Annotated in this window: 17 protein-coding genes and 2 pseudogenes; 15 read left to right on the top strand and 4 right to left on the bottom strand. The window is 40.2% G+C overall.

Going from position 1 to position 16305, the window contains the following annotated elements:
• Positions 1 to 244: 244 nt before the first annotated feature.
• Positions 245 to 895 (bottom strand): LysR family transcriptional regulator substrate-binding protein, encoded by a 651-nt coding sequence (locus tag AC4G47_RS13560; RefSeq protein ID WP_491106699.1) that lies wholly within the window; start codon positions 893 to 895, stop codon positions 245 to 247.
• A 731-nt stretch (positions 896 to 1626) separates the two neighbouring features.
• Here AC4G47_RS13560 and AC4G47_RS13555 point away from each other — a divergent pair.
• The 4 genes from AC4G47_RS13555 to AC4G47_RS13540 all read left to right on the top strand — a co-directional run bounded on the left by AC4G47_RS13555 (position 1627) and on the right by AC4G47_RS13540 (position 4898).
• The gene (locus tag AC4G47_RS13555; protein ID WP_491106356.1) at positions 1627 to 1974 is read left to right on the top strand and encodes a winged helix-turn-helix transcriptional regulator; all 348 of its coding nucleotides are present in this window, start codon (positions 1627 to 1629) and stop codon (positions 1972 to 1974) included.
• Positions 1975 to 2125: 151 nt separating this feature from the next.
• Positions 2126 to 2476 (top strand): putative quinol monooxygenase, encoded by a 351-nt coding sequence (locus tag AC4G47_RS13550; RefSeq protein ID WP_491106355.1) that lies wholly within the window; start codon positions 2126 to 2128, stop codon positions 2474 to 2476.
• Positions 2477 to 2939: 463 nt separating this feature from the next.
• Positions 2940 to 3827: an SDR family oxidoreductase gene (locus AC4G47_RS13545; protein ID WP_491106354.1), complete on the top strand. Its 888-nt coding sequence runs from the start codon at positions 2940 to 2942 to the stop codon at positions 3825 to 3827.
• Positions 3828 to 4535: 708 nt separating this feature from the next.
• A complete protein-coding gene (locus tag AC4G47_RS13540; RefSeq protein WP_491106353.1) occupies positions 4536 to 4898 on the top strand; it encodes a VOC family protein in 363 nt (120 codons plus the stop codon).
• A gap of 57 nt (positions 4899 to 4955) precedes the next feature.
• Here the strand turns inward: AC4G47_RS13540 and AC4G47_RS13535 are convergent, their stop codons facing one another.
• A complete protein-coding gene (locus AC4G47_RS13535; RefSeq protein ID WP_491106352.1) occupies positions 4956 to 5390 on the bottom strand; it encodes an Rrf2 family transcriptional regulator in 435 nt (144 codons plus the stop codon).
• Between the two features lie 688 nt (positions 5391 to 6078).
• Between AC4G47_RS13535 and AC4G47_RS13530 the strand changes: the two genes are divergently transcribed.
• Positions 6079 to 6891 (top strand): hypothetical protein, encoded by an 813-nt coding sequence (locus tag AC4G47_RS13530; protein WP_491106351.1) that lies wholly within the window; start codon positions 6079 to 6081, stop codon positions 6889 to 6891.
• A gap of 493 nt (positions 6892 to 7384) precedes the next feature.
• Here AC4G47_RS13530 and AC4G47_RS13525 read toward each other — a convergent pair whose 3' ends face one another.
• A complete protein-coding gene (locus tag AC4G47_RS13525) occupies positions 7385 to 7558 on the bottom strand; it encodes a winged helix-turn-helix transcriptional regulator (protein ID WP_491106350.1) in 174 nt (57 codons plus the stop codon).
• Positions 7559 to 7763: 205 nt separating this feature from the next.
• Here AC4G47_RS13525 and AC4G47_RS13520 point away from each other — a divergent pair, with 205 nt between their 5' ends.
• The 7 genes and pseudogenes from AC4G47_RS13520 (at position 7764) to AC4G47_RS13490 (ending at position 13258) form a co-directional block, all read left to right on the top strand.
• Entirely contained in the window at positions 7764 to 8171 is a 408-nt protein-coding gene (locus AC4G47_RS13520; RefSeq protein ID WP_336758377.1) for a BAR domain-containing protein, read from the top strand.
• Between the two features lie 222 nt (positions 8172 to 8393).
• Positions 8394 to 9320 carry a DUF2268 domain-containing putative Zn-dependent protease gene (locus tag AC4G47_RS13515; protein ID WP_491106349.1) on the top strand — a complete coding sequence of 309 codons (927 nt, stop codon included), beginning with the start codon at positions 8394 to 8396 and terminating at the stop codon, positions 9318 to 9320.
• On the top strand, positions 9295 to 10041 hold the full coding sequence (locus AC4G47_RS13510) for a MerR family transcriptional regulator (protein ID WP_491106348.1): 747 nt from the start codon (positions 9295 to 9297) through the stop codon (positions 10039 to 10041). Before AC4G47_RS13515 ends, AC4G47_RS13510 begins: the two co-directional genes overlap by 26 nt.
• A 12-nt stretch (positions 10042 to 10053) precedes the next feature.
• The gene (locus tag AC4G47_RS13505; protein WP_491106347.1) at positions 10054 to 10218 is read left to right on the top strand and encodes a DUF5946 family protein; all 165 of its coding nucleotides are present in this window, start codon (positions 10054 to 10056) and stop codon (positions 10216 to 10218) included.
• Between the two features lie 242 nt (positions 10219 to 10460).
• A pseudogene (locus AC4G47_RS13500) lies at positions 10461 to 10532 on the top strand (winged helix-turn-helix transcriptional regulator); the annotation flags it as partial.
• Positions 10533 to 11518: 986 nt separating this feature from the next.
• Positions 11519 to 11983, top strand: a complete 465-nt coding sequence (locus AC4G47_RS13495) for an NUDIX hydrolase (RefSeq protein ID WP_491106346.1) — start codon at positions 11519 to 11521, stop codon at positions 11981 to 11983.
• A gap of 933 nt (positions 11984 to 12916) precedes the next feature.
• On the top strand, positions 12917 to 13258 hold the full coding sequence (locus tag AC4G47_RS13490; protein ID WP_491106698.1) for a GntR family transcriptional regulator: 342 nt from the start codon (positions 12917 to 12919) through the stop codon (positions 13256 to 13258).
• A gap of 269 nt (positions 13259 to 13527) precedes the next feature.
• Here the strand turns inward: AC4G47_RS13490 and AC4G47_RS13485 are convergent.
• Positions 13528 to 13716, bottom strand: a pseudogene (locus tag AC4G47_RS13485) (serine hydrolase domain-containing protein); the annotation flags it as partial.
• 382 nt (positions 13717 to 14098) lie between these two features.
• On the opposite strand from AC4G47_RS13485, the gene AC4G47_RS13480 reads away from it, so the two are divergent.
• From AC4G47_RS13480 to AC4G47_RS13470, 3 genes are read left to right on the top strand one after another with little or no spacing between them, the layout of a single operon-like run.
• Complete coding sequence (locus AC4G47_RS13480) at positions 14099 to 14806, top strand: lantibiotic protection ABC transporter ATP-binding protein (RefSeq protein WP_458122690.1); 708 nt, start codon at positions 14099 to 14101, stop codon at positions 14804 to 14806.
• A 1-nt stretch (position 14807) separates the two neighbouring features.
• The gene (locus tag AC4G47_RS13475; protein WP_491106345.1) at positions 14808 to 15539 is read left to right on the top strand and encodes a lantibiotic immunity ABC transporter MutE/EpiE family permease subunit; all 732 of its coding nucleotides are present in this window, start codon (positions 14808 to 14810) and stop codon (positions 15537 to 15539) included.
• Position 15540: 1 nt separating this feature from the next.
• A complete protein-coding gene (locus AC4G47_RS13470) occupies positions 15541 to 16299 on the top strand; it encodes a lantibiotic immunity ABC transporter MutG family permease subunit (protein WP_458122692.1) in 759 nt (252 codons plus the stop codon).
• Positions 16300 to 16305: the final 6 nt, after the last annotated feature.

The raw sequence follows: 16305 nt of genomic DNA, 5'->3' as shown, positions 1-16305 counted from the left end.
GATATCTTTATCACAAAGTTCTGGTGGTAACCAATTATGATGGTTAAATTTAAACTTCATAGTTGAGTTCGCTCTTCAGAGACGCCCCCAAAAGGGGCGTTTTTCGTTTTTTATCGTTTTTTAGGGAAGTTACATGTACATTGATTTGAAGCTGAGTACATAGTAAACAGGTGTAGGAATCGAAATGAAGCGGTACGATTGATGGGATGTTTTGAGAATGTCTATAATACGTAAATAATATACACTAGTGGATCTGACTCTCAGATAAATACAACTCTCTAGCGGTCCGAAGGAAGAGTTTCACCCCGTGCGATGACTCCTTCAACGAAGGAACAGCTAGGTGAATCTCTCTAACGGGTTGCGGATCAATTGTCCGGATGCGCACATTGGGCGGTATTGACGATAGTGACAAAGAAGTTCTTGAAACAATTGAGATGCCAAGCCCTTCTTGAATCATACTCAACGCCGTGTTTATGTTGTGGCCATTATATTTGGCGTACAAAGTGGTTCCGAATTCTTTGAATATCTCAATAATCGGCGTTACAAAACCACCTTGACACACAATCATAGGCTCATTATCTAAATCTGTGATATGAATGGTTTCACGACTTTGCAATGGATGGTCATCCCGATGAACCAGACATAATTCATCAAGAAAGAAAGGAATCGTTTCGAGTTCATTGCATGGCGGAATAATCCATCCGACATCGATTATTCTGGATTCTAGCCCATGTTTAATCTCTTCGATGGTTCCTTCAAACAGTTCGAATGCCAGCCCCGGATGTTTCTCCCCAATAATTCGCATTATTTTTGGCAAGAAGTGCGCGGACACCATTGGGATTGATGCTACCCTAAATGAAAGACAAAATACTGAATGAACTGAAGTTTTTCTTATCGAAGAGTTTGGAACATAATTATCTCGGTAGTATCACAATGAATAAGGAAGAGGTCGCCAAAAAGATTGCAATGAGGACTAAACTCTCGATGATAATATTATTTTTATCTGAGATGTATATTTAATCAAATTGCCTACCAGACTGGAGAATGACATCATAAAGTTGCCTACCAAGTTCCAAATTTGCTCCGTTAATTAAAGACAAAGGGCATAAATGCATGAAAGTAGGGTTCTTTGTGATATTTTGGTAGGGAACTTTGTGTCAATGTACATTGTCATTTTTGTCGAGGGACAAGAACAAGGTCCCATTGAAGTCGCTATTTTAGCGGCTTTTTTTGTTATCGGTACAAGTTCTTGTCCCGAGCCAAGGACAAGAACTAACTTGTACCGATTAACGTATAGGACACGAACATGTTCCTATTACCGATTAGTCGTATATCTAATCGGTATTATACCTTATTTCATAAAGCCAACGGGCATAGATTTATCCATACCTAGTTAAGGTTCGCGTCCAGCTTTTTTTGTTCGCATTTGAATTTTGAAAAGGATAAATAACTCAGGCATTTTGAGCAATCATTTCCCGTTAGTTCAATCGTCTTAAAGAATATCTGATTTAAACAGATCATGTAATAGCATTGATTAAAACTGACAGAATATATGGCAAGGGAGGTGGATTTAATCAACACATGTACTATAATAATGGGAATTAAATAAGGGATGGTGTTTCTCAATTGAAAACTTTTTATTGTGATCTGGAAATAACCTTAGATGTCATTGGCGGAAAGTGGAGATCTCTTATTCTGTATTACTTAATAAAAGGTCCTAAACGGACCGGTGAATTGAAAAGGCTCATACCATCAATTTCTCAGAAAATGTTAGTACAGTCGTTGCGGGAGTTGGAGAGTAATAATTTAATTATAAGAAAAATGTTCAATCAGGTGCCACCAAAAGTGGAATATGCAATATCAGAAATGGGTATGTCACTTGAACCCACTTTGCGAGCTCTTTGTGATTGGGGTCAGGATTATGCAGAGAAGACATGGAACAAGGATGAATATCGGAGATTAAATGTAGAATAGAGTAATTTAAAAAATCAATTTATTCTTTACTTCATCACAATTATCACTTTTTGGTTACTATATAACCAAAAAGTACGTACTATTTTAAAAGTGATACTTAGTACATAATGTGAGAAGAAAATTAAAGAATTAATAAAAGGAGTGTGTAGTGATGTCAACAAACAACAATCAAATAATTCTCAATATCCGTTTTAAAATTAAACCTGGTAAGAAAGAAACTTTCCGTGAAAGCCTATTTACAATGATTAGCAATTTCAAAAGTGAACCTGCCTTTGTCAATGCGATCGTCTCCGATGATCTTGATCATTCTGATGATCTTGTCATCTATGAGATCTGGCAGGGAACAAGAGAAAGTTGGATTCAACACGAACTTAATAAACCTTATCGTGCTGAGTATGAAGGTGCACTTACCAACCTTATTGATGATAGAATCGTTAGCTGGCTTGAACCAGTCGGTGAATGGGGGAGTACACTGACGAATGTAAGACGGAAAGTTTTTTAAAGCATTATAACTTGCAATCCTTGCTGTAGCTTCCAACTCGATTTGTGACAAATAATCTCTGAATATTTCACCATGATGGATTTACTGCCAAACTTAATCAAAGGAAGGGGTTATCGCTAGCTTCACTATAAAAGATGATATGGATGATATGATAAAAAAGGCACAGTGAGTTAATAACCTTTTTTGCCATGATATAACTGATATTGCTATATTATGGCAACTTATAGAATAAGATCAGAATGTTAAACAAATATATGGTAGCATCAATAAGAACACGGCCTGTCCAGTCAGGAACCATGGACAAAGCAATAGGCATTTGCGGCCACCTTACGCTCAAAATTACAAAGTCCTGCGGGCTCTCAGTCAATCATATGGTCATAAAACTGGTGAACAATTCGGAAGTCGTGATTGGTTTCTAGTTATAAGATTACAGCATTAATAAAAGTACAAAGGGGTTATTCATATGGGTAAAATACTTATTACTGGTGCAACAGGTAATCTCGGCAGCAGGACACTAGAGCTTCTTCTTAAAAAAGTTCCGTCAAATCAGGTCGCTGTATTGGTACGTGATCCGGAATCCGAAAAAATAAAAAAGTTTATTAAAGAAGGTATAGAAGCTCAACAGGGGGACTATTTTGATTATGACTCACTTTTGCGGGCTTTCAATGGTGTTGAAAAAGTTATGCTTATTTCCGCGCAAGCATTTACCGACCGCAATACGCAACATTTCAATGTCATCGCAGCTGCAAAACAGGCTGGTGTCAAACAAGTGATTTTCACGTCGATCATACGAAGAGAAAATTCAAATCTTATTGTGCCCGAAGTATCGATGTCAGACTTATTTGCTGAACAAACGCTTAAAGCATCCGGATTAGCCTATACCATTCTGCGGAATCCACCGTATCTTGAAGTCATGCATTCGTATTTCGGAGATGCGCTTAAAATCGGCGTACGAGTACCAGCGGGTTCCGGTAAAGTAGCCGCTGCATCTCTGGACGATTTGGCGGCAGCCAATGTAGCCGTTCTTACTCAAAACGGGCACGAAAATAAGTCATATACTTTAAGTGGCAGCGAGGGAAGCTCTTTTGCAGACATCGCTGAAGCCCTCTCGGAGATTAATGAGATAAATATCCCTTATGAGGCAATTAGCGAAAAAGAATATATAGACACTATGGTAGCGAATGGCTTGCCTGTTCTTATGACTGATTTCTTATTAGGTTGGGTGCGTGGAATCAACACTGGAGAATTCTCGGAGACGTCTGGGGATCTTGAACGTCTGATTGGCCGAAAACCAATGACGTATAAAGAATTCTTCAAAATCAAATCGCCGTTTTCTAAAATTGAAGATTGATGGACTTACAAGGAGCGCATTACCAGCTAATCGCTGCAAAGTACTCCGCTGTACGCTGTAATAAAGCCCTAAACGCGGTGGTCCAAACTATTGAATATAAGATACTTCAAAAATCTGTTGAAGTTTTTATGAAGAGAGAAATTTTTTAGCCGCTAATCCATAAAAACAATAAGTTGCAATGCTTATTATGAATAATCCAAGTGATGAGCATAAGATGCTTCAAAGAACAGTCAAGAGAAATGTCGAGGGGTAAGAACATCGTCTCCCATTGAAGTCGCTATTTTAGCGGCTTTTTTATTTTATCGGTACAAGTTCTTGTCCCGAGCCAAGGACAAGAACTTGTACCGTTTGCCGGAATGGACAAGAACATGTTCCTATTACCGATTAGATGTATATCTAAACGTCGAATCTTACTTCAGCACAGTTAGGAAGTAGAGGGGAAAACCATGCCCGTGTTTTTGGCTTGGTTTGAAAAACTCAGCTATCAAACCCTCTGTGTAGTAGAAAAGAGATGCCAAGCTAAGGCGTCTTAGAACGATGTCATTGCCAGGAATCGAGTGACCAAACAAATCTCAAGTAGACGAAACAAGTAAGCGAAATTACGAGAATACTCATCGAATAAATTGACAGAATCAAAATGTTTTTGTATAACTAAAACAGTTATAACTATTGTGGTTATAATTAGAAAACAAAAAATTGGAGGCTAACATGAAAATCTTAAATCATTTTATCCCCGTTTTTACCGAGCAACTTGAATCAACTGTTGCTTATTATGAATCTCTTGCTAACCGATCTATGGATCGGACGTGGGACATTCCTGAAGCTGGCTTATCTTTAGCCACAGTCTATCCTTACGTTATTGTATCTGGAAGTCCCGATGCCATGAAGCCTGCTAAATCACTCCGTGCCGTGGTGTATGTGGATTCCATGAACGAATTGAAGGAAGAACTAAAAAAACAAAATACCCTTATAATAAGGGATCAGTGTGGTCCTATTGGTCCAAGCATTTTTGTGCAGCATCCCGATGGCAGTTTTATTGAATATGTAGAGCCCGCGCAAGCTACTGTTTGATTGGTGAAAAATTAAAAAATGTAAAATAAAGCTACTCCATACACCGTAGGAGCAGCTTTATTTTACATTTGCCTCTGTTCGTATTTGCTCCACAATTTGAGCTAGGGTAACAGAAGCCAGTTCATGCTCCATGACCTTCTGCGCATTAGAGAGTTTTGGTAATAATATCGATTCAATGTTCATACCTACAGAGCAATTGGGGTCAGCATTCTTGTGAAAATTGAAAAGCTGATTTCCTTCCACAGATTCGACCGCTTGAAAGATATCCAGCAGGGTTAATCTTTCGGGCGATACCAGAAGGGAGGCCCCCGCAACTCCTGGTTTTGTTTCAATATACCCTGCTTTTTTGAGCTGGGCCATAATCCTTCTAATTACAACAGGGTTACTATTGATGCTACGTGCAATTCGATCACCTGTACTATATATGGGATCCAACGTAATCATCGAGAGAATATGGACTGCCATCGAAAAGCGACTGCTTATTTGTTTCATCTACTCACCTTCTTTGCTACAAAGTATAGTTCCATTTATAGAACAGGTCAATCGACAGTTTTTCAGCAGGAAAACAAGAGGAACGTTTCGGTCACTATTTGCATCATTAATGATGGCCTTGTCCCAGAAAGGACCAGCAAGCATTTAGATGACCTGATTAGAGATACAAAGTACTTCTTTGTAATTAAAGCTGAAGAAGGACAATTCATTCTTAATGCAACATAATAAGAACATATTAATATTCGAGCCCCACTTTTGATTATTTTTAGAGAAGAGCATTTGGAAATTATAAAAGTAAAATATTCATTCAACTAACGGGAAACGATAGTTTAGAACTACACAGCGGCAGCTGATCAGAAGATTAACTGCAGCTTTTATGAGGTGAAGGAAAACAAATTTGCTCATTATGGGGGCTCTGGAACGATATCAGCAGCCCTATTTTCGACGAGATGGTCTTAATGGCTATAAGGTAGATGATATTAATGTGATTACTACTTAGAAACAAGATTAAGCTAACGGGAAATGATAGCTCAATAAAACAAAGGGGACAGCCGGTCAACATGAATTGGCTGTCTCTATTCAATTAACGGGCAGGTTAGTTTAATGAATAACTTTCCAGTCATTGGGTAGACTACTCGCATTGGTGAGAAGTTATTTCTGCGAGTAGATTCTTCTCAAGGAGGATATTATGAGAGTTAAGACACTGTTTCTTCTAATGATAATAAGTTTGTTCTATTCAATGCTGTCGAGCACTGCTACAGCCCATAACATAGAACCATCCGAATTTGTGGCAGCCCCCACTGAGGGCGAAACTCGCCTGGGACCAGTAAATCGGTTTGCAAAAGCAATACTTCGAAACGATCTTGATGCGGCACAAAAATATGTAGAAAAGGATTATGTCCAAATCCCCGAGATAAGGGGGATTTCCCAAATCAGCGGAGTACAGCTCGTTTCCTCACCAAAGTCAGATGTGAAATACCTACTAGCTCATTTTAATGATGAATTTTTAGAGGAAGAACGACTTGCTTTCATATGGGAACTAATCATAAAGGAAGATCGAATCACTAAAATTAGCATTCTGTTCGACGGAGCCAATCCGCTCGTCGATGAGGCCCGATTGATCAGGGAATACCAACTGAGGTTCAAAAGGGACGTACTGGTACCCTCTGAGTTTCCGTTCGAGATAACTCACTTCGACGGATACGTTGATGGTCATGAATCACTTGAACTAATCTATCGAAACAAAGCACTGAATGGCTTCTTCCGGGTCAAAGTATTCCCAGTCGTAGTAGAACTGGAGCGGTACAAAGGAAAGGACGATGTGTATTATCAACTAAAAGACGGAACGAAAGCAATATACCGGCCTAAATTCGAACTGGGATATGAACTTCGATTTCAGAAAAACGGGATACAATATACGCTTGCGATTGGAAACAAGAAAATGTTGAAAGTGAAGTTTAAAGCAACAGACTTACTCAAACTTGCCAATTCTATGATATAGAGAATCAAGAGCTGTCGAGGGACAAGAACATGTACCGATTGCCGGAATGGACAAGAACATAGTCCGATTACCGATTAGATGAGTATCTAAATGAAAAGCGATGTAATGAAAACCTCAATAAGCAGCATTATGCAGGAAAGTTTTCGCATTTCGATTAGATGAAGATCTGAGTAGAAGTGCTGGGTCTCTTAGGGGCGACTGAAACGCTGAATGCTGTTATATAGTCAAAGAAACGAGTTTCAATGATCGGGCATGCCTAAGGTTCTTCTTGTCGCTCCATAGCATCGCTTGTTATACGGGATCTTACGTCCCAACCAGCCTCAATCATGGTCATGACAAGTAGGGCGAACACTATAGCACTCGGGATCAAGTCCCACGGGCAGGTTAGTTGAACAAGAGTGAGTAAAAAATCTGCTAAAATTGATAAATGAGTGAGATTAGGTTATTTGTTAAAAAATCTTTAATCTTTTTTTTCATAAAAAGTTATCGATTCTTATTTTAAATTGTTATCTCCCCACTCGCACATAGTTTGAAGGATTGGTAAAAATTGCTTACCAAGAGGGGTTAAATAATATTCGACTCTTGGTGGGACCTCTTTATAAATTTCATGCGTTTGCGACTGATCACAAAGCTGAAGACAAGAACCATATGTCAGGTTATTACGCAAACGGGAGACGTTAATTCAGATTAGCATGGAGCAGTTCGCCGATTGGCAACTGCTCCGTTTTCGTTAAGCTAACGGCAGTATAGCGGAATAACGAACCATATGAAGCAGGGTAATGGTGTTTTGATTTATGTAATTACAATGTATTGACATTGTAATTACAGTTGGGTTACAATTAGCATATTCAGGCTAAGGGGGAATCAATTAAATGGATACGAATTTACAAATACGAATATCAAAAGACATGAAAGAAAGTTTTCAACAGGTTGCTAAGGATAATAATAAAGATACCTCGTCACTAGTGCGTGACTGGATTTCAACGTATATATCTGAACATCAGCGAGTTGATGAAGAAATAGCAGCTGAGCTATATATGGCAGGGTACCAATTACAAGAAGCGCTTGGCGGGAGAGAAAACGTAAGCAATGAGTTTGCAAAACAATTGCAGGAATATTCCTTAACGAATCAAAAAGAATTCACACAGCGGATACTAACCACCTACATGGACCTTGATATGACAATTCCTTCATGTCTATCGAAAACGTATAAAGGGTTCGCTTTTTCTCAAATGTTTTTGATGGGCTTAATTGGGGAAAAGCCGAAAGAGAGTTTTTAGGTGAATAACTTAATTAATGGGTTAGCTTTTAGAACTAACGGGAAACTATAGCTTAATGATGACCCGAAGGCAGCCAACGACTAAGATCGGCTGCCTTCGCTGCGCTAACGGGCAGGATAGTTTTAAGAACGTGTAAATTAATTTTGATTCAAGGTTCTTGACTATGACGTTAGGTCATAGTGCATAATTCTCTCTAAGAATTCATAACTAGGAGTGAGAGAGATGAACATAAGATCACTGCGTTCAGACCAAATTTATCAAAAAGTTGCCCAAGCTTCGCCCGAGGAAAAACTGGAATTATTCCGAAACGAATTGATGGCCCCCTTTATGAAACAATGGCAAATTCAACAGATCCCTTTTAAAACTGAAGAGGCAAATGGTTTTGACGTTGTCACGTTTAATAGTATGATGCATCGATCCCCTGCTCAGATTACCCAGCAGATCTCATCTGAGATAGAGTTGATTTCGTCAGATTCTTTTTGGTCAGAGTGCGAGGATGCTGTAAGGAAAAGCCTTCGTCTATTTATTGAACATGAAATAAATCTCCCTGTATCCGAATATTTGTTTACCGTTCAACTAGGGAATCCGGAAAACCGTGCTTTAACAATAAACGAAGGATATAGCGGATTTGGGGGCATTCCCGGGTTTATCTGGGGTACACTCTTGCCAAATGAGTACACGATTCCTCGAATGAAGGTTTCGCTGGCGCACGAATGCAACCATAATGTGAGATATCAATTTATTCAGTGGGATCACACCGTTAATTTGGGCGAGCTCATTGTAAGTGAAGGATTAGCTGAAAACTTTGCTGCATTCATGTTTGGAGAAGAATTGCTCGGCCCTTGGGTAACGAAAACAAATGCGGAAACACTTAACAGGCGTATTAAGCCCGTGCTCCGAGAGCAATTGCAATTAACGGGGTTTGATCAATTTGCTCCGTATCTTTACGGTGATGAGATCGCAGAACTTCAGAACTTTAAACCGGTCAATATGCCATACAGTGCCGGCTACGCTTGCGGATATCATTTAATCCAGTATTACTTAAGAAAAACAGGAATAACTATTTTTGAGGCAACAATAACGCCTGCTGCTCAAATACTAGACGAAGTAAAAGGATTTTGGGATGAAGAAACCATTATTAGCGGTTAAAGATATTGTTCAGATTACAGGCATTACAGCCCGGACTCTGCATTATTACGATAGAATCGATTTATTTAAACCGACACATCTAACGGAAAAAGGGTATCGCTTATATGATCGAAGCAGTTTGGAAAAACTTCAAACCATTTTGATCTTAAAGGAATTGGATTTTTCCTTGAAAGAAATTGCGGACATTTTAAAGCTAACCAGGCAAGAACAGAATCAAATATTAATGAAGCAGAGACAAACTTTATTATTGAGAAAACAAAGACTGGAAAACATCATGACCGCTCTCGATGAATACGTTTCGGGGACTGATATTAGTAACTTGCAAATCTTCAACAGTTCCTCCGTTTTGCCATTGAAAGAACAATATTCAAATGAGGCGAAATTCATTTATGGTGAAACAGAAACGTATAAAGAGTTTGATGAGACGTTGGAAAATTTATCACCGGATGAAAAAGAGGAACGTTTTCAATCCATGGAAGAAATATACAAACAATTTGCGTATTGTATCCATCAGGATCCTTCCTCAGATGAAGTGCAGCGATTAATCGAAGAGTGGAAAGAAAATCTAATGCAATTCATGACATGCGATGCAGAGTTACTGGCTTGCATTGCCCATACCTACAAATTCGATGCACGATTCAAAAGCTACTTTAATCAATATGGCAATGAGGATTTAGCAGATTTTCTTTACAGCGCAATTATGCAAAATATCAATCGGTAATCATCTCAATGAATGGTAAATGCTCAACAATCACTCCCCAAGGTAGCTTGGACCATGACGATCGTCTATGTGGCATACAAATTGCATGACTCCGATAGTTATTGTACGCTCGTAGGTCAGTGGGGGCGTGCTACACTGCAAGAAATGAGCCCACTTGTTATGAAAATTAATCATTAAGCTAACGGGAAACGTTAGTTCAATAAAACCAAGGAAGTAGCTGACCATCGTGATCGGCCGCTTTTGTTCAGCTAACGGGCGGGTTAGCGTTTTGCAGGAAAAATTATTATATCTGATCATGAATCACCCCGCCATCGTAATGTGTGTAATGGAAAATCGAAGGAGCATTAGTTGCCAATGGTGCAAATCTAAGTTTGTTCAGGTAAGCTAAATACAAAGTTCCTCCTTAGGTAGAGTATTCGCTTACAGACAAGGGGAATAAATTACTGCCGATCCTTGAGAAGATGGAAGACTTCGGAAGAGAATACGGATAAAAAAATTATTGTGGCTGAATCTAAGCAGGAACCTTTTGAACCCTCGGTTGTTCTTCATAGCACCAAATACAGACTCTAGGCTCGATCATTCGCGTCACGGCCAGAACATACAGATGGACACACGTCTTCGTGTGAGCCGAGCAGTCAAAAGTAGCTCGTCTTGACGCGATTGTCGATCAATACGTATTCTTTTTCATTTCAGTGGCAAAAGCTAACTGTTCCGACTCAATCATCACGTTATTCTAGAGGTAGGATGTAGAAGCAATGTTATTTACCGAAATAATAATTTGAGATGTATAATTTATCAAAAAATATTTAAGCGAATTTTCGTTTTATCGGTGGTACAAGTTCTTATCCCGAGCCAAAGAACTTGTATATTGTCGCAGGACAAGAACTTTGTACCATTGCCGAAAAGGACAATTGAGACAATAATATCCTGAAGTTGTCAATAGAAGTATTGATTGGGCGGACGAATGGCAATACATTAGATTACTGTCGAGGGACAAGAACATGGTCCCATTGAAGTCGCTATTTTAGCGGCTTTTTTATTTTATCGGTACAAGTTCTTGTCCCAAGCCAAGGACAAGAACTTGTACCGATTGCCGGAATGGACAAGAACATCGTCCGATTGCCGATTAGATGTATATCTAAACAAAAAGTGATTTAGTGAGAACTTCAATAGGGTACATAATACAGGGCAGTTTTCACCCTTCTTATGGATTAAACGACTAGATAAGAGCTAAACAATTATCATGACGGAACTTATGTGGCGAGCTAAAAGTACAATTCGCTTTCTGAAGACAAGAATTCAGCTCCATTGCTGAAAAGATTGGGAACATGGTATCAATGTCGATTAGAATATTATCTTTTTCATTAAGCTAACGGGCAGGTTAGCGTTACGAGTGCAGGTTCAGTCATTTACAACAAACGGAACATATGTCCTAATAATAGTGGTACTAATTTTCTAACTATGGAGGGCTTTTAACGTGACTCAAAATGGGATTGTATTGGTTGTAAGTGTTTCGATAATACATGAAGATAAGCTGCTTATGATCAAAGAAAACAAGACTACTGTTAAGAATACATGGAACTTCCCGTCAGGGAGAATTGAGTATAATGAAGATATCTTAGAGGCGGCACGTAGAGAAGCAAAAGAAGAAACCGGCTATGATGTTAGACTTACAGCCACTACAGGTATTTACAATTTCATTAGTAGTACAAATCATCAGGTTATTTTATTTCATTTTATTGGTGAAATCATCGGTGGTTCTCTTCAGTTAGATACAACGGAGATCATTGATTCGAAATGGATAGCACCTACGGATCTGTTGATTCCAGATTTACTGGAACTACGCGATAAAGGGGTAATTAAACAGATTACAGAAAATTTGATCTCTCAAAAGGAATACTCATTAGCCTTATTCAACAGAGATCTGGAGAATATGGTATGAGCTAAAGGGAAATGATGGCTCAATAAAAAAAGGAACCAGCTGACCATCCGCCGATAGAGTATCGACGTCAGTTTGGATAGGTGTTTTTTCAATGTCCACTAAATGGGGGATTGACCATTACCGCCCTTTTTAGCGTATTTTTTTAGAGTAAATAACTTGTAGCAAAAATGCGCAAACAGCCAAAAAACCTATCATAAAGATATGCTCACATGCACCCATTTTATCACCCTCAATTCTGTATTTTAGCCATAGATTTATTCAACACGAAATCGTCATTTCCTTTTTTCGACATGGATAAATCGCCCTTGTATGTTGTCGGCGGACAAGAACATATTCCCCATTGAAAGAAGCTATTATAGCGACTTTTTATTTTATCGGTACAAGTTCTTGTCTCGAGTCGAGGAAACAACTTGTACCGATTGCCGAAATGGACAAGAAGATGTTCCAATTTGCGATTAGATCTGTATCTAAATAAGAAGCGCATGTAGTTAAAGCCTTGAAAGTACCATGATATGTTACAGTATTCACATCGTAATGGTAACAACTGACTAGATGAGAGGTAACACGGTTGGTTAGGCATAAAAAACGAAATATTACTATTGGAAGAGGCTAGCGAAGGACAAGAACTTGTACCGATAACCGTATTTGACAAAAACATATTCCGATTACCGATTAAATAAATATCTAACTGAAGCATACAGCTATGTCATTAAGCTAACGGGCAGGTTAGTTTTAATTTTATTCACGGAGAATCATATCACAAATTAAAAAGAAGTGGTGACCCAACACCGGCATGCTATTAATTAATTGTTGAAGTACTCGAATTGATACAGACAGGCGCAGCTAACTATTTATGCAATATCTTCGATTTAAAGAAGGTGTGTCTAGTGAAGAGGTTTGGAGGAAAAATATTTGCTAGATGATCGTCTTCCGGTGACTTTGCAACACCAATTAAAGAGCGCTCTACTGGAAAAAATCGAGACCCGTATTTGGTCCCCAGGTCAACAAATTCCAAGCGAGCGAGAATTATGTGAAGAATACGGAATAAGCCGAATGACTGTACGAGAAGTGTTAAAGGAACTTGTACAGCTAGGCTATCTGGTCCGTAAGCAAGGGAAAGGGACCTATGTTTCAATTCCTTCATTCATTAACGAATTTACAAGCTCCTACAGTTTGTCCCAGCAAATTGAAAGGGAAGGACTAACTTCGGACTTCAAAATGATCAGCTTCGTGTCTTGTTTACCGTCACAGGAGGCATCCCTCTGGTATCCCTGAACAGAAACCCAGTTCTGAGTGATATTGAACGTGTCTTGTCCCTCAAGAGCGTATCCATCCCAGTTATCGAAGGAGTAGTAATCTAAAGTTCTGGCAAATGGAGTTATTATGCCGGAATTATCCATGTACTTCCTATTTTCAACATCAATTGGCGTAACTTTTCCATAATCAGGTGAACCCTTGTCAACATTAATTTCTTGTGGAACCAGGACTACCTTCCAATCTTTATCCACTTTTTTTACTTTATAAGGAATAGGTGGAAGGACAGCTTCACGATCTGCGTACCCAGAAGAAAAGAAGAGCACTTCATTGTTCGCAAGTATTGAGATTGATATTCCCGGTACACCTGATATACGGCTTGCATCATCCAGCAATGTTTGTATTGAATCGGATTGCGAATATGATACTGCATAACTTGGTGTTGCGAATCCGGTGAACAGTATAAGTGATGCAATCATAAAGACAATATTTTTTTCATAGTCACTCCATTCCGAAAAAACTCCCGTACGGAAATTATAAATCCGCAGTACACCTTATTTCCCTAAAGTGTAATAAGATACATATTATGAAGCTTATTATTGTAAAATCTTAATGTATGTGAAGAATCATACGATATATAAAATTAGATTGCTATCATAATCTTCTACTTACTACGAACTATTTTGCTAGGTGCATATACAGCACCGTATACATCGGATTCCAGATCGTATCCGGTGCTTTTTATTAACGACGTGTCAATGAACTACTAGAAAATCATCGACGGCTCGGTAATCCTTATAAATTTCTTAGAATTCGCTTTTAAGATTAGCACAACAACGAAAGTAAAGGATGAAGGTATCGATGAAAAACATGATTATACAGACACGAGATCTATGTAAAAGTTTTAAAGGCCAGCAGGCGGTAAACAACGTTTCCTTATCTATTCAAGAGCATTCTGTCTATGGGCTGCTCGGTCCGAACGGAGCAGGGAAATCGACAACGCTTAAAATGCTGACTGGCATGCTGCGGCCTACCTCCGGCGAAATTCTATTTCAAGGCAAGCCATGGACGCGCAATGACCTAGCCCATATTGGCGCCTTGATTGAGTCACCGCCTCTGTACGAAAACCTGACGGCAAGGGAAAACCTGAAGGTACGGGCGACGCTGCTCGGACTGCCAGAAGCTCGTATTGACGAGGTGCTGCAGCTGGTCGATTTGACGAATACAGGAAAGAAGCTTTCCGGCCAATTTTCCATGGGGATGAAGCAGCGGCTTGGCATCGCGATTGCGCTTCTCCATAATCCGAATCTGCTCATTCTTGATGAGCCGACCAACGGCCTCGATCCGATCGGTATTCAAGAGCAGCGGGAGCTGATTCGCTCCTTTCCAGAGCAAGGGATCACCGTTATATTGTCCAGCCATATTTTGTCCGAGGTAGAACTAATAGCAGATCACATTGGCATTATAGCGGGGGGCGTTCTCGCCTACCAAGATGCAATCACGCCAGGAGAGAGTCTTGAAACCTTATTTATGCAGATTGCTCGAGCGTATCGGAAGGGAGAGAACTAGGATGCAAGTGTACATTCGTGCTGAAATCTTAAAAACCAAACGAACCTTTGCGAATAAGTTGATCTGGCTGGCTCCTCTTCTAACCTTGCTGCTATGCACGGCGTTGATGGCAGGACCATTCCTGCAAAGCGCCAGCTATAACTGGTGGTATGCAATGCTTCTGCCCGGGGCACTAACGTTGATGTGTGCTGGACTGGTTCAAAAGGACGGGAGAAAACTAAAATACCGTGCCTTACTCGGTCTTCCCATTAATCTAGGGCGGGTCTGGCTTGGTAAGATCGGTGCTGGCTCATTGATGCTGTTAGCCTCGACAATCGTACTGTTTACGGCCATTACCTTAAGCGGCTTTGTTTTTCCTGGCAGTATAAATATACAAGAAAGCGCCACTGCCAGCCTGCTGCTGTTTCTGACTTTTCTATGGCAGATTCCGCTTTGTCTGTTTCTTGTAGATCGGATCGGCATGTTCGCGGCGCTCATTATAAATGTGTTAGGGAATGTCGCCTGCATGATTTTATTTAGCGAAACATCACTTTGGTGGGCAGTTCCTTATGCCATTCCTGCTCGTCTTATGTGCGCCGTAATAGGGGTACTCCCTAATGGATTGCCGGTGCCAGTTAACGATGCGCTTTTGGATAAAGGGGGCATTGTTCCAGGTGTGCTAATCACGCTTGCTCTATTTATCCTGCTATCCGCGCTAACGATGCTGCCTTTCCGCAACCGGGAGGCGAAATAATATGGTCGCTTACTATCGCAGCCTAAAGTCAGACCTGATGAAGCTTAGAAGGCAGCCGCTGCTGCTTATCCACCTGCTTGTTCCACTTGCTGGGCTGGGCATATTCCTAGCCTATTTCGCCTATACCCCTTATACACCTGTTTCCAAGGTGAGCGGATATTTGCAGGTCATTGCCATCGCCTTTCCAACGATGATCGGTATTGTCTGCGCCATCGCAGCTGATCAAGAGGCATCGGCCGGGAATTACCAGCAGATGCTGGCCCAGCCGAGCCGGCTTATCCCCATTGCCAGCAAGCTGACGCTGCTTCTCGTCTTAGGATTTGGCAGTGCGTTGTTGGCTGTGGTTGGATTTGGGGCAGGCTTTCTAAATGGGTTGGATCAATCTCCCTACAAGCTTGCTTTTTATGTGAAGGCTGCTTGTATCCTATTTGGAAGCAGTGTCTTCCTCTATGCTCTACATGTCTGCATCAGCTTAAGATTCGGCAAAGGCGCCTCCATTGGTCTGGGGATTATAGAAAGCCTAGCAGCTGCTCTATTATTGACAGGGCTCGGCGATCAGAACTGGATTTACATTCCGAGCGCATGGGCTGCGAGATTCATCACGAGCTGGATGCAGATTGAGCTCTCAGGGGGAGCGGCGTATCCGTCCGAGCTGCTTATTCAGCCGGGAATCCTGTGTTGTATAGGTGGGACTGCAGCAATCATGATATTATTAGGAGGTTGGTTTAGACGATGGGAAGGAAGAACATCGTTAGAATAGGACAAT

The sequence above is a fragment of the Paenibacillus sp. Negev47 genome (assembly GCF_058313655.1).
The sequence above is the reverse complement of the archived record's forward strand: the minus strand, read 5'-3'. Positions and strand labels throughout refer to the sequence as shown.